Source organism: Bradyrhizobium sp. (assembly GCF_035570375.1).
In the GTDB taxonomy this organism is placed as follows: Bacteria; Pseudomonadota; Alphaproteobacteria; order Rhizobiales; family Xanthobacteraceae; genus Bradyrhizobium.
Genome location: NZ_DATMLW010000159.1, coordinates 102,060 through 128,007 on the forward strand (window position 1 = coordinate 102,060; position 25,948 = coordinate 128,007).

The following is a 25,948-nucleotide window of genomic DNA, read 5'->3' on the forward strand; positions in this document are numbered from 1 at the left end:
AAATGATCCGTTGGGGCACCATCCTAATTGGCGCGTGGCTTCTGCTCGATGCAGCGCATGCAGAGGATGGCACCACAAAATCCCATCGGGCCTTTGCCGCGATATGTTCGGCGGCGGTCGACGGCAAGCCGGATATCGGATTGATCGCGACCTCCGTGGAGATGGAAGCTGCCGGGGGCATGAAGGATGCGGCGGTCACGGTCGGGCGGTCGAGCATTCGAGTTTTCAATTCGTCTCAAACCAAGCAGAACATCATCATCACGACCACCACCTATTCCGATGCGCAGGAAACCGAATGCAAGAGCACGGTCCAGGTCCCAGCTTTGCGCGCTGAACTCGAAAGTTTGGCGCAATCACTGAAGTTGGAAGGTGGTTTCTTTCAGAGTGCTGCGGTTATCACTGGAAGATGGAAGAAACCTGGAAATATGCCGCCCGTTTTTGTCACCATGTTGAGCACCGCCTCCTCGACGGTGCTGAGCATGCAGCGAATAGATCTCGCCGTCTCGGGCCCGGAAATGAAAAGGTTCCTAAATGCGAAGATAGCTCGAATACCCCTCGCGGGCGCGCCGAAATCCAGAAACACCGTCAGAATCGCCGAAAAGGTAAATTCGAAATGTCCGTCCTGATCGACAAGAATACAAAAGTCATTTGCCAGGGTTTTACAGGCAAGAACGGCACGTTTCACTCGGAAGCCGCGATGGCTTACGGCACCAAGATGGTCGGCGGCACCTCGCCCGGCAAGGGCGGCTCGACCCATCTGGGCCTTCCGGTATTCGACACGGTTACTGAGGCGCGCGAGAAGACCGGTGCCGATGCATCCGTGATCTATGTGCCGCCGCCGGGTGCAGCGGATGCGATTTGCGAAGCGATCGATGCAGAAATCCCGCTGATCGTGTGCATCACCGAGGGCATCCCGGTGCTCGACATGGTGCGGGTCAAGCGCTCGCTGAGCGGGTCGAAGTCGCGCCTGATCGGCCCGAATTGCCCCGGGGTCATGACGGCCGGCGAATGCAAGATCGGCATCATGCCGGCGAACATCTTCAAGCCCGGCAATGTCGGCATCGTGTCGCGCTCGGGCACGCTGACCTATGAAGCCGTGTTCCAGACCTCGCAGGTGGGTCTCGGCCAGACCACGGCCGTGGGCATCGGCGGCGACCCGGTCAAGGGCACCGAATTCATCGACGTGCTGGAGATGTTTTTGGCCGATCCCAAAACCACCTCGATCATCATGATCGGGGAAATCGGCGGGTCGGCCGAGGAAGACGCCGCGCAATTCCTGAAAGATGAGGCCAAACGCGGCCGCAAGAAGCCGATGGTGGGCTTCATCGCCGGTGTCACAGCCCCGCCCGGGCGGCGCATGGGACATGCCGGGGCGATCATCTCGGGCGGCAAGGGCGACGCCGGCTCGAAGGCCGCGGCGATGGAATCGGCGGGAATTACCGTCTCTCCGTCGCCTGCGCGGCTGGGAAAGACGCTTGTCGAAAAATTGAAATCGTAATTCAATTTTTCGTTCTTTTCAGCGCGATAATTCGCACTAGATAGGGTAAGGGTCTTTTTCCCGCTGGCTCGGTCTTTCGGGCCGGCCGCCGCGCTGTTTTTCATAGCGCGAAGTGAAAATCAGCAGGACGCTCCCATGTCTCGCCAGGATGCGAACGCCGCCTTTGCCCTCTCTTCTTTTTTGCAGGGCACCAATGCCACCTACATCGACGAGATTTACGCCCGCTACGAGAATGATCCCGCCTCGGTCGATACCGAGTGGCAGGAGTTCTTCAAGAGCCTGAAGGACACGCCGGCCGACGTCCGCAAGAATGCGGAAGGACCGTCATGGGGACGGAACAACTGGCCATTGACGCCCCGCGACGAGCTGACGTCCGCGCTCGACGGCAATTGGATCGAAGTCGAAAAGGCAATCGGCACGAAGCTTGCGGCCAAAGCGCAGGTGAGGGGTGCGGAACTGACCGCCGCCGACGTCCATCAGGCCACCCGCGACTCTGTGCGCGCCCTGATGCTGATCCGCGCCTACCGGATGCGCGGTCATTTCCACGCCAGGCTCGACCCGCTCGGCATCGAGGCGCCGCGCGACCGCGAAGAACTCGATCCGCGCACGTATGGTTTTACGGAGGCCGATTTCGACCGAAAAATCTTTCTCGATCACGTGCTGGGTCTCGAATACGGAAGTTTGCGCGAAATCGTCGCGATCTGCGAGCGCACCTACTGCCAGACGCTCGGCGTCGAATTCATGCACATCTCCAACGCGGCGCAAAAGGCCTGGATCCAGGAGCGCATCGAAGGGCCGGACAAGGAGATCTCCTTCACTCGGGAGGGGCGGCGCGCGATCCTCAACAAGCTGGTCGAAGCCGAGGGTTTCGAGAAATTCTGCGACCTTAAATTCACCGGTACCAAGCGCTTCGGTCTCGACGGCGCCGAATCCCTGATTCCGGCGCTCGAGCAGATCATCAAGCGCGGCGGCAATCTCGGCGTGAAGGAAATCGTCGTCGGCATGCCGCATCGCGGCCGCCTCAGTGTGCTGACCCAGGTGATGGGCAAGCCGCATCGCGCGCTGTTCCACGAATTCAAGGGTGGCTCGGCCAATCCCGACGCGGTCGAGGGCTCCGGTGACGTCAAGTATCATCTGGGCGCGTCGTCGGATCGCGAATTCGACAACAACAGGATCCATCTGTCGCTGACCGCCAACCCGTCGCATCTTGAAATCGTCGATCCGGTGGTGCTCGGCAAGGTGCGCGCCAAGCAGGACCAGCACGGCGATCCGCCGGACATGCGGATCTCGGTGCTGCCGCTGCTGATGCACGGCGATGCCGCGTTTGCCGGCCAGGGCGTGGTGGCGGAATGTTTCAGCCTGTCCGACCTCAAGGGCTATCGCACCGGCGGTTCGCTGCACTTCATCGTCAACAACCAGATCGGCTTCACCACCTATCCGCGCTATTCGCGCTCTTCGCCGTATCCGTCCGACGTGGCGAAGATGATCGATGCACCGATCTTCCACGTCAACGGCGACGATCCCGAGGCCGTGGTGTTCGCGGCCAAGGTCGCGATCGAGTTTCGGCAGAAATTCCACAAGCCCGTCGTCATCGACATGTTCTGCTACCGCCGCCACGGTCACAACGAGGGCGACGAGCCGGCTTTCACCCAGCCGGTGATGTACAAGAAGATCGCCTCACATCCGAGCACACTCGAAATCTACGCCAGGCGGTTGGTCGGCGAAGGCGTCGTGACGGAAGGCGAGGTGGAAAAGGCCAAGGCCGACTGGCGCGCGCGGCTTGACGCCGAGTTCGAGGCCGGCGCCGGCTACAAGCCCAACAAGGCCGACTGGCTGGACGGCAAATGGGCCGGTTTCAAGATCGCCGACCAGGAAGAAGACCCGCGCCGCGGCGTCACCGGCGTCGACGTCGCGGTCCTCAAGGATATCGGTCGCAAGATCACCAAGGTGCCGGACGGCTTCCGGATTCACCGCACCATCCAGCGCTTCCTCGACAATCGGGCCAAGGCGATCGACAGCGGGCTGGGCATCGACTGGGCGACCGGCGAGGCCCTGGCGTTCTGCACGCTGTTGCAGGAGGGCCATCACGTGCGGCTGTCGGGGCAGGACTCCGAGCGCGGCACGTTCTCGCAACGCCATTCGGTATTGATCGACCAGGAGGACGAGAGCCGCTACACCCCGTTCAATCATCTGACCGGCGATCAGGGTCACTTCGAAGTCATCAATTCACTGCTGTCGGAAGAAGCGGTGCTCGGCTTCGAGTATGGCTATTCATTGGCGGAGCCGAACGCGCTGGCGATGTGGGAAGCGCAGTTCGGCGATTTCGCCAACGGCGCCCAGGTCGTGTTCGACCAGTTCATTTCCTCGGGCGAGCGTAAATGGCTGCGCATGTCCGGTCTCGTCTGCTTGTTGCCGCATGGCTACGAAGGGCAGGGACCCGAGCATTCCTCCGCGCGGCTCGAGCGCTACTTGCAGATGTGCGCGGAAGACAACATGCAGGTGGTTTATCCGACCACGCCGGCCAACTACTTCCACGTGCTGCGCCGACAGCTTCATCGCGAAATCCGCAAACCCTTGATCATGATGACGCCGAAGTCGCTGCTTCGGCACAAGCGCGCGATCTCGCGGCTTGACGAACTCGGCCAGGGAACGACGTTCCACCGTATCCTCTATGATGACGCCCAGATGCAGCCGGGTGAGAACCTCAAGCTGGTGGGCGACGACAAGATTCGCCGTGTCGTGCTGTGCTCGGGCAAGGTCTATTACGACCTTTACGAGGAGCGCGATAAGCGCGGTGTCGATGACATCTATCTGATGCGTGTCGAGCAGCTCTATCCGGTGCCGTTGAAGGCGTTGGTGGTCGAACTCGGCCGCTTCAAGAACGCCGAGGTGGTCTGGTGCCAGGAGGAGCCGCGCAACATGGGCTCGTGGCACTTCATCGAGCCCTATCTTGAATGGGTACTGAATCAGGTCAACGCGCCGAACAAGCGACCGCGCTATGCCGGGCGGGCAGCTTCGGCTGCGACCGCCACCGGTTTGATGTCGAAGCATCAGGCGCAGCTCAAGGCGCTGCTCGACGACGCGCTGAACTGAAATGTACCGACGTTGTCATGCCCGCGCAAAAGCGCGAAGCGCGTCTTCGCGCTAGATGTCGCGGGCATCCACGTCTTAGTTTTGAACGCTGATCAAGGCGGGGATGGCCGGGACAAGCCCGGCCATGACGCAAGGGGAATGAAATCATGACTGAAATTCGGGTGCCGACGCTCGGTGAGTCCGTGACCGAAGCGACCATCGGCCGTTGGTTCAAGAAGGCGGGCGACGCTGTCGCGGTCGATGAACCGCTGGTCGAACTCGAGACCGACAAGGTCACGATCGAAGTGCCATCGCCTTCGGCCGGAACGCTCGGTGACATCGTCGCCAAGGATGGCGAAACCGTCGCGGTCGGCGCGCTGCTCGGGCAGATCAATGACGGCGCCGGCGCCGCTGCCAAGCCGGCCGCAGCGCCTCCGAAGGCGGCGGCGCCGTCGCCGCCTCCCACTGCTGCGCCCGCGCCCGCCGCCAAGGCTCCGCCTGCGGACGCCCCGCTGGCGCCGTCGGTGCGCAAGCTCTCCGCCGAAAGCGGCATCGATGCCTCAACCGTGCCCGGCTCGGGCAAGGATGGCCGCGTCACCAAGGGCGACATGCTGGCCGCGATCGAGAAGGCCGCCTCGGCGCCTACGCCGGTCAGTCAACCGGCAGCATCGGTGCAGGTCCGCGCACCTTCTCCGGCCGACGATGCGGCGCGCGAGGAACGCGTGAAGATGACCCGGCTGCGCCAGACCATCGCGCGGCGGCTGAAGGATGTGCAAAACACTGCCGCCATGCTCACGACCTTCAACGAGGTCGACATGAGCCACGTCATGGCGATGCGGACGCAATACAAGGACGTGTTCGAGAAGAAGCATGGCATCAAGCTCGGCTTCATGGGCTTCTTCACCAAGGCCTGCGTTCAGGCGCTCAAGGACATCCCCGCCGTCAACGCCGAGATCGACGGCACCGACCTGATCTACAAGAATTACTACCACGTCGGCATTGCGGTCGGCACCGACAAGGGCCTTGTCGTGCCGGTCGTGCGTGACTGCGACCACAAGTCGATCGCCGAGATCGAGAAGAGCATCGCCGATTTCGGACGGCGCGCCCGCGACGGCCAGCTCAAGATCGATGAGATGCAGGGCGGCACCTTCACCATCACCAATGGCGGCATCTATGGTTCGCTGATGTCGACGCCGATCCTGAACGCGCCGCAATCCGGCATTCTGGGCATGCACAAGATCCAGGAGCGGCCGATGGCGATCGGCGGCAAGGTCGAGATTCGCCCGATGATGTATCTGGCGTTGTCCTACGATCACCGGGTCATCGACGGCAAGGAAGCGGTGACCTTCCTGGTGCGCGTGAAGGAATCCCTCGAAGATCCGGCGCGGCTGGTGCTGGATTTGTGAGGTAAACGTGGCGTTTGGACCCAACCCCCCGCCGATCCAGGCGCACATCTGTGTCAAGGGCGGCACGGATGCGATCGCGTTCTACAAAAAGGCCTTCGGTGCCGAATGTCCGTTTCATGCGCTTGCCGAAGACGGCAAGCGCGTGATGCACGCAAACATCGAGGTGTTCGGCGGCGAAGTCATGTTGCATGACGAGTTCCCGGAATTTGGCGGCGGCGTTCTCTCGCCTTCGAGCCGCGGCGGGGCAAGCGTGACGATCTCGATCAACCTTCCCAAGCCATCGGACGTGAACGCCGCAATCGCACGGGCCGAAGCGGCAGGCGCCAATGTGGTGCTGCGTGCCGAGGACACATTCTGGGGCGCCCGGTACGGTCAAATTCAAGATCCCTTCGGGCATATCTGGGCGTTCAACGCGCCTTTGCAGGAGACCAATCCGTGACCGACAAGGTTGTGATCGTCACCGGCGGCAGCCGCGGCATCGGCCGCGCCACCGCGCTCGCCGCCGCCGAGCGAGGCTTCAGGGTTTGCATCGGCTATGCCAGCAACGAAGCCGCCGCCAGGAGCGCTGTCTCCACCATCGAGGCGAAGAAGGGCAAGGCAATGGCCCAAAAGTGCGATGTCGGCAGCGAAAAGGATATCCTCGCGCTGTTCAAGGCGGCTGACGGATTCGGGACGCTCCGAGCGCTCGTCAACAATGCCGGCATTGTCGGGACAACTTCGCGGGTCGACGAGATGTCGGCCGAGCGCATCCAGCGCATGATGGAAGTCAACGTCACCGGCAGCATTCTCTGCGCCCGTGAAGCAGTAAAGCGGATGTCGACCCGGCACGGCGGCAAGGGCGGGGTCATTGTCAACCTGTCATCGGTCGCGGCGAAACTCGGCTCGCCCAACACCTATGTCGATTACGCGGCCTCCAAAGGCGCGATCGATTCCTTTACCCTCGGGCTCGGATACGAAGTTGCCGGCGAGGGCATTCGTGTCGCCGCGATCCGGCCCGGACTCATCGACACCGAAATTCACGCCTCGGGCGGCGAGCCCGATCGCGCGCATCGGCTCAGCCACATGGTGCCGATGAAGCGCGTCGGCACCGCCAGCGAGATCGCGAACGCCATTGTCTGGTTGATGTCGGATGAAGCGTCGTATGTGACCAGCGCCATCCTTGACGTCTCGGGCGGACGCTAAATCATGATGCGATGTGGAATCGCATCATGATCTCATCTCTTTGTTTGAGCATGATCTTTTCGGAAAACCGGTCTCTACTTTTCCGGATCATGCTCTAAAGCAACAGGACTTCAATCATGGCGGCTTACGATCTTGTTGTCATCGGCACCGGTCCCGGCGGATACGTCTGCGCGATCCGCGCGGCGCAGCTCGGCATGAAGGTCGCCGTGGTTGAAAAGAACGCCACCCTCGGCGGCACCTGCCTCAATATCGGGTGCATGCCGTCGAAGGCGCTGCTGCACGCTTCCGAAATGTTCGAGGAAGCGGCGCACTCCTTCGCCAAGATGGGTGTCAGCGTTCCCGCGCCGAAACTCGACCTGCCTGCGATGATGAATTTCAAGCAGCAGGGCATTGACGGCAACGTCAAGGGCGTCGAGTTCTTGATGAAGAAGAACAAGATCGACGTCATCACCGGTAACGGCAGGATACTAGGCACCGGCAAGGTCGAGGTATCGGGCAAGGACGGCAAGACGCAAACCGTCGAAACCAAAAACATCGTCATCGCCACCGGCTCGGACGTGGCGCAGCTCAAAGGCATCCAGATCGACGAGAAGCGCATCGTGTCCTCGACCGGCGCGCTTTCGCTCGAGAAAGTGCCCGGAAAACTACTGATCGTCGGCGCCGGCGTGATCGGGCTCGAGCTTGGCTCGGTGTGGCACCGGCTGGGCACGCAGGTGACGGTCGTGGAATTTCTCGATCGCATTCTGCCGGGCATGGATGGCGAGGTCGCGAGGCAATTCCAGCGCCTCCTCGAGAAGCAGGGGTTTGCGTTTCGGCTGGGCACCAAGGTCACGGCTGTCGAGGCTTCCGGAAAGACGCTCGTCGCCCAGATCGAGCCTGCGGCAGGCGGGGCTTCGGAGAAGCTGGAAGCCGATGTCGTGTTGGTCGCCATCGGCCGCGTTCCCTACACCGATGGCCTCGGCTTGAAGGAAGCCGGCGTCGCACTCGACAAGCGCGGCCGCGTGCAGATCGATCAGCACTTTGCCACCAATGTGAAGGGCGTCTATGCGATCGGCGACGTCATCGCGGGTCCGATGCTCGCGCACAAGGCCGAGGACGAAGGCGTTGCGGTGGCGGAAATCCTCGCCGGACAGGCCGGTCATGTGAACTACGACGTTATCCCAGCGGTCGTGTATACCACGCCGGAAGTGTCATCGGTCGGCAAGACCGAGGAGGAGCTGAAGGAAGCCGGCGTCGCCTACACATCAGGTAAATTTCCGTTTACTGCCAACGGCCGCTCCAAGGTCAACCAGACCACTGACGGATTCGCGAAGATTCTCGCAGATGCGAAGACCGACAGGGTGCTTGGCGTGCACATAATCGGCCGAGAAGCGGGCGAAATGATCCACGAAGCTGCCGTATTGATGGAGTTTGGAGGTTCTGCCGAGGATTTGGCACGAACCTGCCATGCCCATCCGACTCGCTCGGAAGCGGTGAAAGAAGCCGCGCTTGCAGTTGGCAAACGCGCAATCCATATGTGATTATTGCCCGGCAGACACTGGGCCGGAATGACCGTCATGCGCCGCCTCCTTCAGCCGATCTGGGTCCTGCTTGCGGTCATCTTCTTGATCGAAGCCTGGCTGTGGGATCACCTCGAGCCGATCGTGGCCTGGGTGGTGGACAGGATCCCGCTGCGCGACTTCAAGCATTGGCTGGCCGAGCGCGTCGACACGCTGTCGCCGTCAATGACGCTGATCGTCTTCATCGTTCCGGTGATTCCGTTATTCCCGTTGAAGCTGATCGGCCTGTGGCTGCTCGCCAATGAATATTGGATGAGCGCGATCTTCACGATCCTGTTCGCAAAATTCCTCGGTGTCGGCGTCACCGCCTTCGTCTTCGACGTGACGAGGCCGAAATTGCTGGAGATGGGATGGTTCGAAAGGCTCTATGAATTCATCCTGGACGTCCGTGCCAGGGCGAACGCGCTGGTCGAGCCGATCAAGCGCCGCATCATCGAGATTTTGCGCGGCGATGCCGACGGTTGGTCGTCAAGGATGCTGCGGCTGATCCAGCGCTTCCGCAAAAGCGTGCACGAAGCGCGCTGATTGCAGGCCACACGAAATCTCACAACGCCAGATGCAGGGCGTGCGGGGCGAATAATCCGAGCGCGGTAAGGCCAAGACCGGCCAGGGTCAAAAGGCCCGCGATCCAGGCAAGCGCGAAAATGCCGGTGATGATGGTCGCCGACGCCAGCACGATCGCGATCTGGAAGGCAGCCGAGCCGAGTTCGAAGTGGTGATATTTCGCAGTCGCCAGGTCGCGTTCGTGCTCGGCATGCTTGGCGCGTTCGGACAGTTGCTCGGTGCCTTCGCCGGTTTCGGGCTCCGAGCGGTAGCGTGCGGCGGTTTTCTGCCATTCCTCGATCTGCTTTTGCGCCGCCGTCTTGGCGGCATCGTCACCCGTGACGCCGAGGCCGAGCTTGGCCGCATCCGCCGCCGTCTGCACCACCGTGCGGCGGATGCTCTTGGCCTGAAAGAATGCCCAGAGGTTCGAGGCTTCGACGTTCTTTGCGATAGATTCGGTCTGGGCGCTCTTGCCCAGCGTCTCCGAAAGCGCCAGAAAAAGGGCGATCACGGCGATCAGCAGCGCGATTTTCCTGTTTTCGCTCGATGCGTGTTCGGCATGTTCGGCCTGCTCCATGCTTTCATGTGCGCTCACGATTCTCTCCCTGCTCGCGGGTGGTCCCGTTCACGAGCTCGCTTCCCGTCACTACTAGAACGATTGACCGAACAATGCGGCAAGCGCAAGGGCCAAGCGTTGCCACCACCTGTAATGGTGTGAAAACCTGCCGCCTTCAGGCGCGGGGATGGGCGCTGCGATACACTTCCAGAAGGCGCTCGCTGTCGATCCCGGTATAGACTTGGGTGGTCGAGAGCGACGCGTGGCCGAGCAGTTCCTGAATCGCGCGCAGATCACCACCGCGCGAAAGCAGGTGGGTGGCAAAGGAATGCCGCAATGCGTGCGGTGTCGCGCTGTCGGGAAGCCCGAGCGCGCCGCGGAGCCGTTCCATGGTGAGCTGTATGATGCGAGCGCTCAACGGACCGCCGCGGGCGCCGACGAAGATCGGCCCTTCGGCCGGCAAGGAATGCGGACACGCCGTCACGTAGTCCTGGATCAGCATCAGCACATTCTGCAGCACCGGCACCATGCGCGTCTTGTTGCCCTTGCCGGTGACGATCAGCACGTCGCCGGCGCCGGGCAGAGGCACGTCGCGCCGTTTCAAACCAAGCGCCTCGGAGATGCGCAAGCCCGATCCGTAAAGCAACGCCATGACGGCGGCGTCGCGCGCCCAGATCCAGGGATCGCGGCTCTCGCCGGCGCGTTCTTCCGCATCCGCAAGGCGTTTGGCGGTCGCGACCGGAAGCGGCTTCGGCAGGCTCTTGCCGATCTTGGGCGCGCGGATGGCTGTGAGCGCGCCGACCTTGCCTCTGCCTTCGCGCTCCAGAAAGCGACCGAACGAGCGCAGCCCTGCCAGCGAGCGCATGAGCGAGCGCCCGGCGATGTCGGAAGCGCGCCGCATGGCCATGAATGCCCGGATGTCGGTGGCCTGAAGCGCGGCAAAGGCCGCAAGGCTTGCGCGCCTGCCCCAATGTTCGGCGAGGAACTCGAGAAATTGGCGGACGTCGCGGGCGTAGGCCTCGGACGTCTTTGGCGACAGCCTGCGCTCGGCGCGCAGATGCGCAAGCCACCGTGTCATTTCCAGCGCCAGACTGTCGTCGGCGCAGGGAATTTCGATGGGCTTGATCGAAGGATTTGGCCTGGCCATCGGTGTCTTTCGGGTTCGACTGGCCGATACTATCACATCCAGGTCGTTTACCTTTGGTGAACCGTGGCAGGCGGTTCGCTTCTTCCGCCAGATATTGCCGGGCTGCTGGCCCGATCCGGCCCGGGCCCGTAGACTAGCGGTCTGATTCTAACAGACGCATCCCATCTCGGCAGGCACCTTTGCGAATGTTGGAATCAAAGGACCACTGGCAAAAGTCAAAATTCTAGTGGAGTTTTGCATTTGACGTTCGCTTTACGAGCATGTGGCGAGCGCCGCCGATTTGAAGTTCCTGCGGTGCAAACGGCGCATTTGATCCAGGAACTTCAAATCGAAAAGCGGCACTAGAGTCATAGGTTTGCTAGTGCCCACTTTCCGAAGTTCGTGAAAGTGGGTGCTGCAACGGGATACGAACTTCGGAAAGTAGGCACTAGATGCGTAGCGAACGTCAAATCCACTCCACTGGACCGACTTGAAACAGCCCTCATCTGATTCCCTGCATGGACCACTCCCCGCGCGCCTCACTGTCAACCACCCCCTCGACGGGAATCGTCGATGTGCTGGTGCCCGTCGCGCTCGATCGGAATTATTCCTATCGCGTGCCGCGCGGTATGGAACTCGCACCGGGTGATGTCGTCTGCGTGCCGCTTGGGCCTCGCGAGGTGGTCGCCGTGGTGTGGGCGGAGAACGCCAATCCCGATCCGCGGCTCCACAACCGCCTCAAGGATGTCAGCGAAAAGCTCGACGTGCCGCCGCTGAAGGCGGAATTGCGCGCGCTTGTCGATTGGGTCGCCAACTACACGCTGTCGGCGCGCGGCATGGTGTTACGCATGTGCCTGCGGATGGGCGAACATCTCGGCCCCGAGCGGGTGCGCACCGGCGTACGCCTGGTCGGAAAGCCGCCGCAACGCATGACTCCCGCACGGCGGCGGTTGATCGAATTATTGTCCGACGGCCTGTTGCACGGCAAATCGGACGCGGCCAGGGAAGCCGGCGTCAGTGTCGGCGTCATCGATGGTCTCGTCGACGAAGGCACGCTGGTAGTCGAAGCGATGCCGCGGGCGCTGGCGCCGCCGGCACCCGATCCGTCCTTTGCCATGCCTGAATTTTCCCGCCAGCAGTGCCCCGCGGTGGACGCGATGCGCGCGCTTGCGGCCAATGGCAACTTTCATGTCGCGCTGCTCGATGGCGTGACGGGTTCGGGAAAAACCGAAGTCTATTTCGAGGCGATCGCGCAAACGATCCGCCGCGGCAGGCAGTCGCTGATTTTGATGCCGGAGATCGCGCTCACTGGTCAGTTCCTCGATCGTTTCGCCCGCCGTTTCGGCGTGCGGCCGCTGGAATGGCATTCCGAACTGAGCCCGCGCACGCGGCAGCGAAACTGGGCTGCGATTTCGGCTGGCGAAGCGCCGGTCGTGGTGGGCGCGCGCTCGGCGCTGTTCATGCCTTACGCCGATCTTGGTTTGATCGTCGTCGACGAGGAGCACGATCAGGCCTACAAGCAGGAGGACGGCGCGCATTATCACGCCCGCGACATGGCCGTGGTGCGCGCCCATATCGCGAAAATTCCCGTCGTGCTGGCCTCCGCGACGCCTTCAGTGGAGTCCGAGGTCAACGCGCGCAAGGGCCGCTATCAGCGAATCCTCCTGCCTTCGCGCTTCGGCGGCCAGCACATGCCGCATATCGAGGCGATCGATCTGCGGCGCGAGGCACCGCCACGCGGTCGCTTCATCTCGCCGAGGCTTGCCGAACAGATCCGATTCGCAATCGAGCGCCGCGAGCAGGCATTGTTGTTCCTCAACCGCCGTGGCTATGCGCCGCTGACGCTGTGCCGCGCCTGCGGGCATCGCTTCGCCTGCACCATCTGCGACGCCTGGCTCGTCGATCACCGCTTTCGTCAGCGGCTTGTGTGCCATCATTGCGGCTTCTCGATGCCGCGCCCGCATGTCTGCCCGAATTGCGCCGCGGAAGAATCGCTGGTCGCGGTCGGCCCCGGCGTCGAGCGATTGCAGGAAGAGGCGGCGGCGCTGTTCCCGGATGCGCGCACGCTGGCGCTGTCAAGCGACCTGATCACCTCGATCGAGACCATGCGCAGCGAATTGAACGAAATCGCCGAAGGCCGCGTCGATATCATCATCGGCACTCAGCTGGTGGCCAAGGGCCATCATTTTCCCCGGCTCAATTTGGTCGGCGTGGTGGACGCCGATCTGGGTCTGAGCAATGGCGATCCGCGCGCCGCGGAGCGGACCTTTCAACTGCTCAACCAGGTGATCGGGCGGGCCGGGCGGGATCAGGGCCGCGGCGTCGGGTTGTTGCAGACCCATCAGCCGGAACACCCCGTCATGAAGGCGTTGGTCGCATGCGACCGCGAGGCCTTTTACGCCAGCGAAATTGACGCCCGAGAGCGCGCCCAGTATCCGCCGTTCGGACGGCTCGCGAGCCTTATCGTCTCCGCAGGTGACCGGCCCACGGCGGAAGGCTTTGCGCGCAGGCTCGCAGCCGTTGCACCGGTCGACGAAAGGATAAAGGTGCTTGGCCCGGCCGAGGCTCCGCTTGCCGTGATCAAGGGCCGCTTCCGCTTCCGCTTGCTGGTGAAATCGTTGCGCAACGTCGATCTTTCGGCCTATTTGCGGGAATGGCTTGCTAGTGGTCCCAAGACCAAGGGCAATCTCAAGCTCGAGGTCGACGTCGATCCGCAGAGCTTTCTGTGACGTGTCAGCGTCATTCCGGAGCGCGCGCAAGCGCGAATCCGGAATCTCGAGATTCCCCGATGCGCGATTGCGCATCTGAGGTCTGGTCCGGAGCCTGTCATCGGGCCGCGCTTCGCGCGGACCCGTTGGGACCATCCCGAAATGACCAAAGAAAAAAGCCCGCCGTCATTGGCGACGGCGGGCTTGCTTTACTGCGCGAGGCGCCTTCTGCGGTCTATTTGGCCGCGACGCTCACGACATTTTCCTGGAAGGGAGAGGCGTAAGAATACGCCGTTATCAAATGACCTCGGCGACGACGCGGCCAACGCCGGAGCCCGTCAGGCCGATTGCACGGGCAGCGCCCGTGGACAGGTCAAGCACCCGGCCGCGGACGAACGGGCCGCGGTCGTTGATCGTGACGATGACGCTGCGGTCGCCGCGGGTGACCCGGAGCTTGGTGCCGAACGGCAGGCTACGGTGGGCCGCGGTCATGGCGTTCTCGTTGAAGCGCTGGCCCGAGGCGGTCTTGCTGCCGGATTCATTGCCGTAGAACGAGGCAATGCCCGAGAAGGTCCGGCCCCCCGATCCGATCGAGGCATTGGCGTCACGCCAGCCCGAGGTTTCGGTCGAGTGCCGGGCAACGTGATGACGCCCGTGATGATGAGACCTGGCGGAGGCCTCGGTGGCAGCGCCACTGGCCAGGATAGTTGCGGCGAAAAGAATGGGCGCCGTGCGCGACCGGGTTAGGTTTCCCAGTGCCTGCTTCTTGAATTTTACCATATATATCAGTCCCTCAATGTAGTATTGCCACATATGCGGCAAGTGGAACCCCCGCTCCGTTTGGAAGAGGCCGCCGTTTGGTGACCTATTGAGGCTAAAAATGGGCAATAGTTCAGATTATCTCGTGTTGAAATATCTTGTTATCGAGGAAAGTTCATAAGTGAGTGCCCACACACTTATTTTTAATGAATGATTTACCATTGAATTACTTACTAATACCGTTATTCTAAGTCATCGTCGACCGCCCCAAGTTTTCGGCAAGTAATGCGATAATGGAATGGCTCCACATCATTGTTCCGCATGCCAAAGGTATGGAGGTGGTACAAATTGACAGGGGACCATCGCTCGAATGGGTTGCCCCGAGAGTCGGGAAGGTCACTTCACAAGCGCAGAATGGTCGCGATGTCCGAGCCGGTCGGCTCTTTGCAGATCGCCGCGAAAGGCGTGCGACAAGGCATCGCCTGGCGGTGCCGTCGTGTTGCACCTGCGCTCTCGCTATGTTAGCTAAGCCGCGATTTTAACGGTCCCGGCACAGCCTGTGCCGGTCGAAAATCGAAGTCTCGGCTGAATTCCAAGGGCTTGGATCGCTAGGCGCCGTATTGTGGCGACGGTTTTTCCCTTGCGAATTTGACACCAATCAAAGAGCGCGCCAGTGGCTGCTGAAGATCCGTCCGTTTCGGGAGTGTCCGGTCGTTATGCGACGGCCCTGTTTGAACTGGCGCGCGATGAAAGATCCGTCGATGCCGTCAAGGCCGATCTCGACAAGTTCGAGGCCATGCTGGCGGAAAGCAGCGATCTGAAACGTCTCGTCCGCAGCCCGGTTTTTTCCGCTGGCGCACAATCGAAAGCGTTGGCCGCAGTGCTCGACGAGGCCGGTATCTCCGGCATTTCCGCAAATTTCCTGAAAGTCCTCACCGCCAATCGGCGCCTGTTCGCGATAGGCGACGTGATCCGCGCGTTTCGCGTCCTGGTAGCGAAGTTCAAGGGCGAGGCAACCGCCGATGTCACGGTGGCCGAAAACTTAAGCGAAAAGAATCTCGACGCCCTCAAGTCCGCGCTGAAGTCAGTGACGGGCAAGGACGTCGCACTCAGTGTGAAAGTCGATCCCTCGATCATCGGTGGCCTTGTCGTCAAGCTCGGCAGCCGCATGGTGGATAGTTCGCTTCGCACCAAACTCAATTCGATCAAGCACGCGATGAAAGAGGCAGGCTGATGGACATCCGCGCCGCGGAAATTTCCGCGATCCTCAAGGATCAGATCAAGAATTTCGGCCAGGAAGCCGAGGTATCCGAAGTTGGACAGGTGTTGTCCGTCGGCGACGGCGTTGCCCGCGTCTACGGCCTCGACAATGTCCAGGCCGGTGAAATGGTCGAGTTCGAAAACGGCACCCGTGGCATGGCGCTGAACCTCGAAACCGACAATGTCGGTATCGTGATTTTCGGCGCCGACCGCGAGATCAAGGAAGGCCAGACCGTCAAGCGCACCCGCGCCATCGTCGATACACCGGTCGGCAAGGGGCTGCTCGGACGCGTGGTCGATGCGCTCGGCAATCCGATCGACGGCAAGGGACCGATCCCGGCCACCGAGCGCAGGCGCGTCGACGTCAAGGCGCCCGGCATCATTCCGCGCAAGTCGGTCAGCGAGCCAATGGCGACCGGGCTGAAGGCCATCGATGCGCTGATCCCTATCGGCCGCGGTCAGCGCGAGTTGATCATCGGCGACCGCCAGACCGGCAAGACCGCGATCGCGCTCGACACCATTCTCAACCAGAAGCCGCTCAACGCCCAGCAGGATGAGAACATCAAGCTGTATTGCGTCTATGTCGCGATTGGCCAGAAGCGTTCCACGGTGGCGCAGTTCGTGAAGGTGCTCGAAGAGCAGGGCGCGCTGGAATATTCGATCGTGATCGCGGCCACCGCGTCCGATCCAGCGCCGATGCAATACATTGCGCCGTTCACCGGCTGCACCATGGGCGAATACTTCCGCGACAACGGCATGCACGCGGTCATCATCTATGACGACCTTTCCAAGCAGGCCGTTGCCTATCGCCAGATGTCGCTCCTGCTGCGCCGCCCGCCGGGCCGCGAAGCCTATCCCGGCGACGTGTTCTATCTGCACTCGCGCCTGCTCGAGCGCGCCGCCAAGCTCAACAAGGACAATGGCTCGGGTTCGCTGACCGCGCTGCCCGTGATCGAAACGCAGGCCAACGACGTCTCGGCCTACATTCCGACCAACGTGATCTCGATTACCGACGGCCAGATTTTCCTCGAGACCGATCTGTTCTTCCAGGGCATTCGTCCGGCGGTCAACGTCGGCCTGTCGGTGTCGCGCGTGGGATCCTCGGCACAGACCAAGGCGATGAAGAAGGTGGCCGGCAGGATCAAGGGCGAGCTCGCGCAATATCGCGAGATGGCGGCGTTCGCCCAGTTCGGCTCCGACCTCGACGCTTCGACCCAGCGCCTGCTCAATCGCGGCTCGCGGCTGACCGAACTATTGAAGCAGCCGCAATTCTCGCCGCTGAAGATGGAAGAGCAGGTGTGCGTGATCTGGGCCGGCACCAATGGCTATCTCGACGCGCTTCCGCTCAGTAAGGTGCGTGCCTTCGAGGACGGTCTCTTGTCGGTGTTGCGTGGCAAGAATGTCGATCTTCTCAACGCCATCCGCGACACCCGTGAACTCAGCGACGACACCGCAGCCAAGCTGAAGAGCGTGGTAGAGGGTTTTGCCAGGACGTTTGCATAGCGACGTCCGCGGCCGGGCTTGCTCCGGCCGCCCACGTTTTGCGCGTGGATGCAAGAAGAGACGTGGATGCCCGGCATGGCGCCGGGCATGACGAGAGACAGGTTTGCGGTTCGATCCGAGGATCGGATCGCCGGGGTCAACTAAGAATGGCTTCACTTAAAGACATGCGGGTCCGCATCGCCTCCACCAAGGCGACGCAAAAGATCACCAAGGCGATGCAGATGGTCGCAGCCTCGAAGCTGCGCCGTGCGCAGAGCGCCGCCGAAGCCGCTCGGCCCTACGCGGAAAAGATGGATGCGGTCATCTCGAGCATCGCTGCCGCAGCGGCCGGGTCCCCCGGCGCGCCGGCGCTGCTGGCCGGGACCGGCAAGGACCAGGTGCAACTGCTGCTGGTCTGCACCGGGGAACGAGGGCTTTGCGGGCCATTCAACTCGGCGATCGTACGGCTCGCCCGCGAGCACGCCCAGAACCTGATCAACCAGGGCAAGGAGGTCAAGTTCTTCTGCGTCGGCCGCAAGGGATTTGAGCAGCTGCGTCGCACCCTCGAAAAGCAGATCATCGAAACCATCGAGCTTCGTTCGGTGCGCCAGCTCGGTTTCGTCAACGCCGATGACATCGCAAAGAAGATCATCGCGCGTTTTGAGGCCGGCGAATTCGACGTCTGCACGCTGTTCTATTCGCGATACAAGTCGGTGATCGCGCAGATTCCGACCGCGCAACAGATCATCCCACTTGTGGTGGACGAAACGGCAGCCAATGCAGGCGCGGCGGTCGCTTACGAATACGAGCCGGAAGAAGACGAGGTCCTGCCACGGCTGTTGCCGCGCAACCTCGCGGTACAGATTTTCCGCGCGCTTCTGGAGAACAACGCTTCGTTCTACGGCGCCCAGATGAGCGCGATGGACAACGCTACCCGCAACGCCGGCGACATGATCCGCAAGCAGACGCTGGTCTACAACCGGACCCGTCAGGCGATGATCACCAAGGAGCTAATCGAAATCATCTCCGGCGCCGAGGCGATGTGACAGCCGCAATGGTCGTTTGAGATTTAAGAATTCGAAGGAGAGAGTTTTATGGCTACACAAGCCAATCAGGCCGGACGCATCACGCAAGTCATCGGCGCCGTCGTCGACGTGCAGTTCGAAGGTCACTTGCCGGCGATTCTCAATGCGCTGGAGACCAAAAACGGCGGCAACCGCCTGGTGCTGGAAGTCGCGCAGCATCTCGGCGAATCCACGGTGCGCACCATCGCCATGGACACCACCGAAGGCCTGGTCCGCGGCCAGGAGGTCTCCGACACCGGCGCGCCGATCATGGTGCCGGTCGGCGCCGGCTTGCTCGGCCGCATCATCAACGTCATCGGCGAGCCGATCGACGAAGCCGGCCCGGTTCCGGCCGAAGACATGCGTGCGATCCACCAGGAAGCGCCGAGCTACACCGATCAGTCGACCGAAGCCGAGATTCTTGTTACCGGCATCAAGGTCGTGGACCTCTTGGCGCCTTACGCCAAGGGCGGCAAGATCGGACTGTTCGGCGGTGCCGGCGTCGGCAAGACCGTGCTGATTCAGGAACTCATCAACAACGTCGCGAAGGCGCACGGCGGTTACTCGGTGTTCGCCGGGGTCGGCGAGCGCACCCGTGAGGGCAACGACCTTTATCACGAGTTCATCGAATCGAAGGTCAATGCCGATCCGCACAATCCCGATCCGAATGTGAAGTCGAAATGCGCGCTGGTGTTCGGCCAGATGAACGAGCCGCCGGGCGCCCGCGTCCGCGTCGGCCTCACCGGCCTCACGGTTGCCGAACACTTCCGCGACCAGGGCCAGGACGTGCTGTTCTTCGTCGACAACATCTTCCGCTTCACCCAGGCCGGTTCGGAAGTGTCGGCCCTGCTCGGCCGTATTCCTTCCGCGGTGGGCTATCAGCCGACGCTTGCCACCGACATGGGCGAGCTGCAGGAGCGCATCACCACCACCAACAAGGGGTCGATCACATCCGTGCAGGCGATCTACGTGCCGGCCGACGACTTGACCGACCCCGCGCCTGCAACGTCCTTTGCCCATTTGGACGCAACCACGGTGCTGTCGCGTGGCATTTCGGAAAAGGGCATCTATCCGGCGGTGGACCCGCTCGACTCGACCTCGCGCATGCTGTCACCGCTCGTCGTCGGTGAAGAGCACTATTCCACCGCGCGTCTGGTCCAGCAGGTGCTGCAGCGCTACAAGTCGTTGCAGGACATCATCGCCATTCTCGGTATGGATGAACTGTCGGAGGAAGACAAGATCACCGTGGCGCGTGCACGCAAGGTGGAACGCTTCCTGTCGCAGCCGTTCCACGTCGCCGAGGTGTTCACCGGCTCGCCCGGCAAGTTCGTCGAGCTCGCCGACACTATCAAGGGTTTCCGCGGTCTGTGCGAAGGCAAATACGACCACCTGCCGGAGGCCGCCTTCTACATGGTCGGCACCATCGAAGAGGCAGTCGAGAAGGGCAAGAAGCTCGCGGCCGAAGCGGCGTAGAGAAGACTGTCGTCATTGCCGGGCTCGACCCGGCAATCCATCGACAGCAGAGTTTTTTTTCTACTGATGGACCCGCGGGTCGTGCAGCGCGTGACAGCCGAGAGAGTAATTCCGTGGCCACATTCCACTTCGATCTCGTCTCTCCCGAGAAGCTCGCCTTTTCCGGCGAGGTGGACCAGGTCGATATTCCCGGCCTCGAGGGCGATTTCGGCGTGCTGGCCGGACATGCTCCGGTCATTGCCGTGATGCGGCCCGGCATCCTGACCGTGATTACCGGCGGCAAGAAGGAAAAGATCATCGTGACGGGCGGCCTTGCGGAGATGTCGGACCGAGGTCTCACGGTGCTCGCCGACGTCGCCATGTCGCTGGAGGATCTCGATCGCGCCCAGTTCGCCGATGCAATCGCCGAAATGCAGGCCAAGCTTTCCGAAAAGGAAGGCTCCGAGCTCGACCGCGAGATCGCGCGGCTCGATCACTTCAAGAGCATCCAGCACGAACTCAGCACGACGGCCTTGCATTAGAGCTTCTTCGAGCCTGGCGGGCCGAACCAGCTCGGTGATCAGGCTTTGCCCGCGGCGAAGGGTGCAAATTGCCTGGCCACGGCCCGGTACACCTCGCGCCGGAACGGCACCACGAGATCGGCGACCAGGTCGAGCCGCTCCCAACGCCACCGATCGAATTCCGGCGGCTGGCCGTTGCGCGATGTCAAAGGGTCGATCTCGTCATCAATACCTGTGAAACGCAACGCAAACCATTTTTGCCGCTGGCCGCGGAATTTTACCAGCCGGTGCGATGAGGCGCCGGAAAACGGCGGAAACTCGTAAACGAGCCAGTCGGTCTCGCCGAGATAATCGGCGTTCGCCACCCCGGTTTCTTCCCAGAGCTCCCGCATCACGGCGCTGCGCGGATTTTCATCCTCATCGATGCCGCCTTGTGGCATCTGCCATTCAAGACCGGGAAGGATGATTTCCGGCCCGTCGTCCTGAAAGCGCCGTCCGATCAGCACCAGCCCTGCCGTGTTGAACAGGGCGATACCCACGTTGGGACGATAGGGTTTTTCGACGGTCATCATGCGCCCGGCGGGTGCTGACTTCGATTTCGATCTTTGCCGCTTTTCGCTGAGCAGTCTCGCACAGGTTGGCAGCAAAACGCCAACTAATCAAAGGTAGGATCCAAGCGGGCTTTTGTCTCCGACATGCGCGTTCGCAGTCGATTTCGTTGGCGAATAGGACGTCGGCCGGGCTCGACCCCTGGCGGATTTGGGGCTCGATTCCTTAATGGCGCTCGAGCTTGTGATGAATCTCGAGGAGCGCTTCGGTGTCCAGTTCACGCTTGCTGGGTCGTCCGCCAATCTGACGGTTACCAGTGTCACCAATGAGATCATCGCACAAGTGAACCCAGATGATGGTGCACGAGGTGATGCTAAGGCGATCGTGATGGCGGAACAACACCTCGAGAACGTTGGGAGCGAGGAGCTTGGACTGCTGACCGCGTTGATCGATTCGGAAAAACCCAAAATGGAGGGCGTTGAGTCGTGACGCACAAGGGCTCGCCTCTCGCCGATGAGGCACGTCAGCGGCTACTGTCCCGAGTTGCCTTGCTCGGCGACGATGCTGGCGCACGGCCGCCGCCGACCACGCTCGCGAAGTCGCCCACCGACAAGAGCCGCGTCGATTTCAATACGCTTCCAGGATTCGAAGAGCTGCGGATACAACGCACGATCGGCGAGAAGATTGGGGTCGGCACGCCGTACTTCCGAATGCATGAGGCCCGCGCGGGATCGCGCACGCGGATTGACGGGCGCGAGATTGTCAATTTTTCCTCTTATGACTATTTGGGCCTCAATGCTGACCCGAGGATCACTGCGGCCGCAAAGGAAGCGATCGATCATTATGGTATCTCGCCATCTGGGAGCCGGCATGTCGCGGGCGAGCGGCCCATTCACCGCGCGCTTGAGAACGCGCTCGCCACACACTACGGCGTCGATGATTGCGTGGCGATTGTGAGCGGCTATGCCACCAATCTTGGCGTGATCGGACAATTGGTGGGACCAAAGGTGATCTGCGATGCCGCCGTCCACAATAGCGCGGTCATGGGAGGGGTTCTTTCTGGGGCCGCGCGGCGCAGCTTCCCCCACAACGATCTCGATGCCCTCGAGCGCTTGTTGGTCTCGACGCGGCATAAGTTCGAGCGAGCGCTGATCGTGGTCGAAGGCCTCTACAGTATGGATGGCGATTGGCCGGATCTGCACCGATTGATCGACATCAAGACCAGGTACGAGGCTTGGCTAATGGTCGACGAAGCCCATGCTCTGGGCGTGTTAGGCAACCGTGGCTACGGAAGCTTTGAGCAGTGTGGCGTCGATCCCGGTCAGGTCGATATCTGGATGGGCACGTTGTCGAAGACGCTCGCCGGCTGCGGCGGCTATATTGCGGGTTCAGCCGATCTGGTGAATTACTTCAAATCGCTCGTTGGTGTGTTCGTCTACAGTGTTGGCATGCCGCCACTGATTGCCGCCACCGCCCACCAGGCGGTCAAAATTCTACGGAGCGAGCCTGAGCGGGTGGCACGGCTGCATCGCAATGCCGAACTATTCCGCCAACTGGCCAAGGAGCGTGGGCTCGATACTGGCACGAGCGCCAGTACGGCAATCTGTCCGACCATTGTAGGTGACTCCATCCCCGCAGTGGTGCTCAGTCACAAGCTGCTTGATCGCGGATTCAACGTGCTGCCGGTGCTCTATCCGGCAGTGCCGGCGAAAGCGGCGCGGTTGCGGTTCTTTCTCACTGCCGAACACACCCCGAGCGAAATCGAAGCCGCGCTCGACGCCACTGCCGCCGAACTGACAGATATGCCCAAGACCTTGCGGGCTATGCGCGTTCCTGGATATTGACGGGACGCAGGGTGTGGCGAGCCTGCATCCATCGAATTAGGGCAGCATGGCAAGAAACATTGTCATTACTGGTGCATCAAGTGGGATCGGACGGGCGTTAGCACTTCACTACGCCAAAAAGGGCGTAACATTAGGGTTGCTCGGACGCCATCAGCAGCGGCTCGACGACGTCGCGATGGCCTGCCGTGAAGGGGGCGCTGTGGTATCGACGGCGCTCATTGATGTCCGCAGTTCTGCCCAACTCGAAGCCTGGCTCGTGGCATTCGACGCCGCCACGCCGATTGATCTTCTGTTTGCCAATGCAGGGATCATGGGCGGAACTCCGCCCGGAGCTGATCTCGAAATCCCGGAAATCGGCCGCGCGCTGATCGAGACCAATGTGATTGGGGTGCTCAATACGGTCTATGCGGTCCTGCCGCGCATGGTCGAGCGGGGAACAGGCCAAATAGCGCTTGTCTCGTCCTTGGCCGGATTTATTCCAATTCCCGACGCTCCCAGCTATGGCGCAAGCAAAGCGGCGGTTTTAAATTTCGGGCGCGCGCTTCGCTCGTTAGTCCACGAGAGTGGAGTGAAGATCAACGTGGTTTGTCCGGGCTACGTGCTGACGCCAATGGCCGCGCAGGAGCATGGTCAAAAGCCGTTCTTAATGTCGGCGGAGCGGGCAGCGGAACTGATCGCCAACGGTCTCGATCGCGACAAGTCGGTTATCGCCTTTCCGAGCGTATTCGCGCTCTTGACCCGCATCGGTGCCCTCCTGCCCGAGCGTGTCCAGCGTTTCACTGGGCGTCGCTTTCGCTTTAAGGTCACGCTGCGCTAAAGCTCCCTGTTGTCCGGTCTGCAAATGTGTCGCTTTTTCCTCCAAAATGTGACCTGACCGGGTTTGACTATCGCTTCGATTTTTTCAGACGAACGCCGGCGCCTCCGCCATTCTCATCAATGAACTCAATTCCAGCTCTTTCCAGAGCTTTGCGCACGTCTTCAAGGGTTCGCGGATACGGCTGCCTTGCCCCACGTTCAAAATCCGCGATGGTCTTCGTTGCTGTCTTGCTCGCTTCCGAAAGGTCGGACTGCGACCACCCCAGAAGCCCGCGGGCACCACGGCACTGCGCCGCGCTGATCGACATTTTTTGTATAACCTTACATTTTTTATGTTGACTCTTGTTTCATGCAGCATTACATTATTGATGTAATCTCACAACGCGATTCCAGGAGCGAAAATGACTAAGACCACCATTTTGGTGAACGGCGGAGCCATGCCTGAAATTAGCGCTGCTTCGCTGCCGCGTAACCGCTGCGACTTCATAGGCGGCTCCGATGCCCGGATCGTCTTGGGCAAGGACGAAAAAGCGCTATTGCGGCTCTGGCGGGAAAAGCGCGGCGAGGAAGCCCCGCTCGACCTGTCGGGCGAACTCGTTGTTCAGCTCGGAGTCGTAACCGAGAGCCTTAATCGGCGATGGTTCGAACTTAACTCGGGCTACAGGGTATCAGATATCCAACGCCACGCGGTCCATCGAACGCTCCCTTGGATGGCGGCTACGTTCGACGGCGTGGTCAAGGAAACTGGCGCGGTATTCGAGGCCAAGTTCATGCTGCCGTGGTCATTCTCGGAAGAAGCTGCTGCCGAGAAGCATATGGCCCAGCTGCAGCACAACATGCTGGTCGCAGGCACCAAAAAATCGGTGCTCTCCATCATCACCGGAGGCGGCAAGTGGATTGAACTCTCCATCGAAGCAGATCCGATCTACCAGACCATTTTGATCGCAGCAGAAAAGGCTTTCTGGCGAGCTGTCAAAACCGGCGAAACGCCGGCGCTGTTCGATTGCGAGCCGCCAAAACCGCGGATCGAGGCGGTCCGGGTCATCGACATGAACGCCTCCAATTCCTGGGCGGAATTCGCCAGCCTATTTTGTGCGACCAGACAACCCCATGCCGAGCACGAGCGTGCCAAGAGCGAGCTCAGGGCATTGATGCCGGAGGATGCCAAAGAGGCGATAGGCCACGGCATCCGGGCGAAACGCTCAAAGTCGGGAGCGATCAGCTTTGATCTTCTTGCGATGGAGGCCGGCCATGCATCGTTCCAGTGAAAACGTCGCCGCGATCGCCACGGCACTCGCCAAAGCCCAGATCGAGCTCTCCAATCCCGAGAAGGCGATGATTGGGGCCATCTATGACTCTCGAACAGACAGCCAGCGTAACTTCCGCTACGCCTCGCTCGCGAGCGGGCTCGACATCATCAGAAAGGCCCTCGGTAGCCAGCAGATTGCGGTTACGCAGACCACCGCCATCGATCCGACCAGTGGCACCGTCAACCTGACCACCCTCCTTGTCCACACCTCAGGCGAATGGATTTCTTCAGACTGGCCGGTCTGCCAGCTATCGGAGACCTCAGCACCGCGCCGGATGGGGGCGGCACTGACTTATGCAAGGCGCTACGCACTATTCACGATGGTTGGTATCGCCGGCGAGGACGACCTCGACTCGCCTGACATGGCCAACGTCCCCAAAGCAGATACCGCAGCAGAATCTGACTTGGCGCGGAAAACTAATCTCGGACCAAAGCCCGCCGCTGCAAGCCAATCCCAATCCAGCACCACACCCCGGGTTTACCAAAAACTGAATGCCGAAGGGTCCGCCGCTGCGAGGGCGCAACTCATCCAAGAAATCCAAGCTCTGACGGAGGAGGAGCTACAGCGCCGTGCGATCGCAATCCTGAAGTCCAAAAATAGCCTTTCAGCGGACGACGCCAGGTTGGTCGAGGAAGCCTTCGCTGCGAGGGTGGCTCTTCCAGACGCTTCGCATGAAACCCCGCCAGCGCCTGCGACTCAAACCGACTCAAATACACCTCAACCGCCTGCGCCATTTGCAGGCGCCGTCAAGCCGCCGCGGGGCCGCCCCCGAAAGATTAGGACTGCTGTCGGTCATCCGCCCGAGCGTCCGGTCACCTCTCCACCAACGCTCAATGGCGACGCGTCAGCTTCAATGCATCAACAAGCCGATGTAGTTCCCGCCAAGATCGATAAGAGCAAGCTCACCTTCGGCGAGCCACGTCGATTGCGTAATAAAGCCCACCTCAAATTCGTGGCGTCGCAGCCGTGTCTGGTCTGCGGAAGAAGCCCCGCCGACGCCCACCACCTGCGATTTACCCAACCGCGGGCAATGGGGTTGAAGGTGAGCGACGAGTTCACCGTACCCCTGTGCAGAGTTCATCACCGTGACGTCCATAGCCACGGAGACGAGGTCGCCTGGTGGGAGCGACGGGCGATCGATCCCCTCGCTACATCGCGGACGCTCTGGGTTTCGACCCAGCGTTTCGGATGAGGTTCCGGATCCGCATGAGAACTTAGAAGCTGCTGGCCTTGAGTTCATC

Annotated in this window: 24 protein-coding genes; 19 read left to right on the forward strand and 5 right to left on the reverse strand. The window is 61.3% G+C overall.

The window, feature by feature from the left end:
- Positions 1-2: 2 nt before the first annotated feature.
- From VNX23_RS17555 to VNX23_RS17590, 8 genes are all read left to right on the forward strand, one after another.
- Positions 3-626 carry a hypothetical protein gene (locus VNX23_RS17555; RefSeq protein ID WP_325632036.1) on the forward strand — a complete coding sequence of 208 codons (624 nt, stop codon included), beginning with the start codon at positions 3-5 and terminating at the stop codon, positions 624-626.
- The gene (gene sucD / locus VNX23_RS17560; RefSeq protein ID WP_325632037.1) at positions 614-1,498 is read left to right on the forward strand and encodes a succinate--CoA ligase subunit alpha; all 885 of its coding nucleotides are present in this window, start codon (positions 614-616) and stop codon (positions 1,496-1,498) included. The genes VNX23_RS17555 and sucD overlap by 13 nt, the downstream gene beginning before the upstream one ends.
- A gap of 135 nt (positions 1,499-1,633) precedes the next feature.
- A complete protein-coding gene (locus VNX23_RS17565) occupies positions 1,634-4,591 on the forward strand; it encodes a 2-oxoglutarate dehydrogenase E1 component (RefSeq protein ID WP_325632039.1) in 2,958 nt (985 codons plus the stop codon).
- Positions 4,592-4,737: 146 nt separating this feature from the next.
- Complete coding sequence (odhB, locus tag VNX23_RS17570; RefSeq protein WP_325632040.1) at positions 4,738-5,976, forward strand: 2-oxoglutarate dehydrogenase complex dihydrolipoyllysine-residue succinyltransferase; 1,239 nt, start codon at positions 4,738-4,740, stop codon at positions 5,974-5,976.
- Between the two features lie 7 nt (positions 5,977-5,983).
- The gene (locus VNX23_RS17575) at positions 5,984-6,415 is read left to right on the forward strand and encodes a VOC family protein (protein ID WP_325632041.1); all 432 of its coding nucleotides are present in this window, start codon (positions 5,984-5,986) and stop codon (positions 6,413-6,415) included.
- A complete protein-coding gene (locus VNX23_RS17580; protein ID WP_325632043.1) occupies positions 6,412-7,158 on the forward strand; it encodes an SDR family oxidoreductase in 747 nt (248 codons plus the stop codon). Before VNX23_RS17575 ends, VNX23_RS17580 begins: the two co-directional genes overlap by 4 nt.
- Before the next feature lie 116 nt (positions 7,159-7,274).
- Complete coding sequence (gene lpdA, locus VNX23_RS17585) at positions 7,275-8,678, forward strand: dihydrolipoyl dehydrogenase (protein WP_325632045.1); 1,404 nt, start codon at positions 7,275-7,277, stop codon at positions 8,676-8,678.
- A 27-nt stretch (positions 8,679-8,705) separates the two neighbouring features.
- Positions 8,706-9,242 (forward strand): hypothetical protein, encoded by a 537-nt coding sequence (locus tag VNX23_RS17590; protein ID WP_325632046.1) that lies wholly within the window; start codon positions 8,706-8,708, stop codon positions 9,240-9,242.
- A gap of 19 nt (positions 9,243-9,261) precedes the next feature.
- On the opposite strand, the gene VNX23_RS17595 is transcribed toward VNX23_RS17590, so the two are convergent.
- Positions 9,262-9,855 (reverse strand): DUF4337 domain-containing protein, encoded by a 594-nt coding sequence (locus VNX23_RS17595; RefSeq protein WP_325632047.1) that lies wholly within the window; start codon positions 9,853-9,855, stop codon positions 9,262-9,264.
- A gap of 136 nt (positions 9,856-9,991) precedes the next feature.
- On the reverse strand, positions 9,992-10,963 hold the full coding sequence (locus VNX23_RS17600) for a tyrosine recombinase XerC (protein WP_325632049.1): 972 nt from the start codon (positions 10,961-10,963) through the stop codon (positions 9,992-9,994).
- 497 nt (positions 10,964-11,460) lie between these two features.
- On the opposite strand from VNX23_RS17600, the gene VNX23_RS17605 reads away from it, so the two are divergent.
- The gene (locus VNX23_RS17605; protein ID WP_325632051.1) at positions 11,461-13,671 is read left to right on the forward strand and encodes a primosomal protein N'; all 2,211 of its coding nucleotides are present in this window, start codon (positions 11,461-11,463) and stop codon (positions 13,669-13,671) included.
- 276 nt (positions 13,672-13,947) lie between these two features.
- Here VNX23_RS17605 and VNX23_RS17610 read toward each other — a convergent pair whose 3' ends face one another.
- Entirely contained in the window at positions 13,948-14,430 is a 483-nt protein-coding gene (locus tag VNX23_RS17610; protein WP_325632053.1) for a septal ring lytic transglycosylase RlpA family protein, read from the reverse strand.
- Positions 14,431-15,082: 652 nt separating this feature from the next.
- Here VNX23_RS17610 and VNX23_RS17615 point away from each other — a divergent pair.
- The 5 genes from VNX23_RS17615 (at position 15,083) to VNX23_RS17635 (ending at position 20,209) form a co-directional block, all read left to right on the forward strand.
- Positions 15,083-15,643 (forward strand): F0F1 ATP synthase subunit delta, encoded by a 561-nt coding sequence (locus VNX23_RS17615; protein ID WP_325632055.1) that lies wholly within the window; start codon positions 15,083-15,085, stop codon positions 15,641-15,643.
- Positions 15,643-17,172: a F0F1 ATP synthase subunit alpha gene (atpA, locus tag VNX23_RS17620; RefSeq protein WP_325632056.1), complete on the forward strand. Its 1,530-nt coding sequence runs from the start codon at positions 15,643-15,645 to the stop codon at positions 17,170-17,172. Before VNX23_RS17615 ends, atpA begins: the two co-directional genes overlap by 1 nt.
- A gap of 146 nt (positions 17,173-17,318) precedes the next feature.
- Positions 17,319-18,197, forward strand: coding sequence for a F0F1 ATP synthase subunit gamma (locus VNX23_RS17625; protein ID WP_325632057.1), 879 nt, complete (start codon positions 17,319-17,321; stop codon positions 18,195-18,197).
- A 48-nt stretch (positions 18,198-18,245) separates the two neighbouring features.
- Positions 18,246-19,688: a F0F1 ATP synthase subunit beta gene (gene atpD / locus VNX23_RS17630; protein WP_325632058.1), complete on the forward strand. Its 1,443-nt coding sequence runs from the start codon at positions 18,246-18,248 to the stop codon at positions 19,686-19,688.
- A 113-nt stretch (positions 19,689-19,801) separates the two neighbouring features.
- The gene (locus VNX23_RS17635) at positions 19,802-20,209 is read left to right on the forward strand and encodes a F0F1 ATP synthase subunit epsilon (RefSeq protein ID WP_325632060.1); all 408 of its coding nucleotides are present in this window, start codon (positions 19,802-19,804) and stop codon (positions 20,207-20,209) included.
- Positions 20,210-20,247: 38 nt separating this feature from the next.
- On the opposite strand, the gene VNX23_RS17640 is transcribed toward VNX23_RS17635, so the two are convergent.
- The gene (locus VNX23_RS17640) at positions 20,248-20,757 is read right to left on the reverse strand and encodes an RNA pyrophosphohydrolase (protein ID WP_325632061.1); all 510 of its coding nucleotides are present in this window, start codon (positions 20,755-20,757) and stop codon (positions 20,248-20,250) included.
- Positions 20,758-20,938: 181 nt separating this feature from the next.
- On the opposite strand from VNX23_RS17640, the gene VNX23_RS17645 reads away from it, so the two are divergent.
- Genes VNX23_RS17645 through VNX23_RS17655 form a run of 3 tightly spaced genes read left to right on the forward strand, consistent with a single transcriptional unit; the run spans position 20,939 to position 23,398 of the window.
- Positions 20,939-21,226: an acyl carrier protein gene (locus VNX23_RS17645; protein ID WP_325632084.1), complete on the forward strand. Its 288-nt coding sequence runs from the start codon at positions 20,939-20,941 to the stop codon at positions 21,224-21,226.
- A complete protein-coding gene (locus VNX23_RS17650) occupies positions 21,223-22,581 on the forward strand; it encodes an aminotransferase class I/II-fold pyridoxal phosphate-dependent enzyme (protein ID WP_325632062.1) in 1,359 nt (452 codons plus the stop codon). The genes VNX23_RS17645 and VNX23_RS17650 overlap by 4 nt, the downstream gene beginning before the upstream one ends.
- Before the next feature lie 46 nt (positions 22,582-22,627).
- Complete coding sequence (locus VNX23_RS17655) at positions 22,628-23,398, forward strand: SDR family NAD(P)-dependent oxidoreductase (protein WP_325632064.1); 771 nt, start codon at positions 22,628-22,630, stop codon at positions 23,396-23,398.
- A 67-nt stretch (positions 23,399-23,465) separates the two neighbouring features.
- On the opposite strand, the gene VNX23_RS17660 is transcribed toward VNX23_RS17655, so the two are convergent.
- Positions 23,466-23,705, reverse strand: a complete 240-nt coding sequence (locus VNX23_RS17660; protein ID WP_325632065.1) for a helix-turn-helix transcriptional regulator — start codon at positions 23,703-23,705, stop codon at positions 23,466-23,468.
- A 93-nt stretch (positions 23,706-23,798) separates the two neighbouring features.
- Between VNX23_RS17660 and VNX23_RS17665 the strand changes: the two genes are divergently transcribed.
- Positions 23,799-24,665 (forward strand): YqaJ viral recombinase family protein, encoded by an 867-nt coding sequence (locus tag VNX23_RS17665; protein WP_414643026.1) that lies wholly within the window; start codon positions 23,799-23,801, stop codon positions 24,663-24,665.
- Positions 24,649-25,899, forward strand: coding sequence for an ERF family protein (locus VNX23_RS17670; protein ID WP_325632067.1), 1,251 nt, complete (start codon positions 24,649-24,651; stop codon positions 25,897-25,899). The genes VNX23_RS17665 and VNX23_RS17670 overlap by 17 nt, the downstream gene beginning before the upstream one ends.
- Positions 25,900-25,948: the final 49 nt, after the last annotated feature.

What these genes read in the sequence shown, in the direction of transcription:
- VNX23_RS17555 (WP_325632036.1), top strand. Translation starts at nt 3, where the DNA reads ATGATCCGTTGGGGCACCATCCTAATTGGCGCGTGGCTTCTGCTCGAT.
- sucD (WP_325632037.1), top strand. Translation starts at nt 614, where the DNA reads ATGTCCGTCCTGATCGACAAGAATACAAAAGTCATTTGCCAGGGTTTT.
- VNX23_RS17565 (WP_325632039.1), top strand. Translation starts at nt 1,634, where the DNA reads ATGTCTCGCCAGGATGCGAACGCCGCCTTTGCCCTCTCTTCTTTTTTG.
- odhB (WP_325632040.1), top strand. Translation starts at nt 4,738, where the DNA reads ATGACTGAAATTCGGGTGCCGACGCTCGGTGAGTCCGTGACCGAAGCG.
- lpdA (WP_325632045.1), top strand. Translation starts at nt 7,275, where the DNA reads ATGGCGGCTTACGATCTTGTTGTCATCGGCACCGGTCCCGGCGGATAC.
- VNX23_RS17590 (WP_325632046.1), top strand. Translation starts at nt 8,706, where the DNA reads ATGACCGTCATGCGCCGCCTCCTTCAGCCGATCTGGGTCCTGCTTGCG.
- VNX23_RS17600 (WP_325632049.1), bottom strand. Translation starts at nt 10,963, where the DNA reads ATGGCCAGGCCAAATCCTTCGATCAAGCCCATCGAAATTCCCTGCGCC.
- VNX23_RS17605 (WP_325632051.1), top strand. Translation starts at nt 11,461, where the DNA reads ATGGACCACTCCCCGCGCGCCTCACTGTCAACCACCCCCTCGACGGGA.
- VNX23_RS17610 (WP_325632053.1), bottom strand. Translation starts at nt 14,430, where the DNA reads ATGGTAAAATTCAAGAAGCAGGCACTGGGAAACCTAACCCGGTCGCGC.
- atpA (WP_325632056.1), top strand. Translation starts at nt 15,643, where the DNA reads ATGGACATCCGCGCCGCGGAAATTTCCGCGATCCTCAAGGATCAGATC.
- VNX23_RS17625 (WP_325632057.1), top strand. Translation starts at nt 17,319, where the DNA reads ATGGCTTCACTTAAAGACATGCGGGTCCGCATCGCCTCCACCAAGGCG.
- atpD (WP_325632058.1), top strand. Translation starts at nt 18,246, where the DNA reads ATGGCTACACAAGCCAATCAGGCCGGACGCATCACGCAAGTCATCGGC.
- VNX23_RS17640 (WP_325632061.1), bottom strand. Translation starts at nt 20,757, where the DNA reads ATGACCGTCGAAAAACCCTATCGTCCCAACGTGGGTATCGCCCTGTTC.
- VNX23_RS17655 (WP_325632064.1), top strand. Translation starts at nt 22,628, where the DNA reads ATGGCAAGAAACATTGTCATTACTGGTGCATCAAGTGGGATCGGACGG.
- VNX23_RS17660 (WP_325632065.1), bottom strand. Translation starts at nt 23,705, where the DNA reads ATGTCGATCAGCGCGGCGCAGTGCCGTGGTGCCCGCGGGCTTCTGGGG.
- VNX23_RS17665 (WP_414643026.1), top strand. Translation starts at nt 23,799, where the DNA reads ATGACTAAGACCACCATTTTGGTGAACGGCGGAGCCATGCCTGAAATT.
- VNX23_RS17670 (WP_325632067.1), top strand. Translation starts at nt 24,649, where the DNA reads ATGCATCGTTCCAGTGAAAACGTCGCCGCGATCGCCACGGCACTCGCC.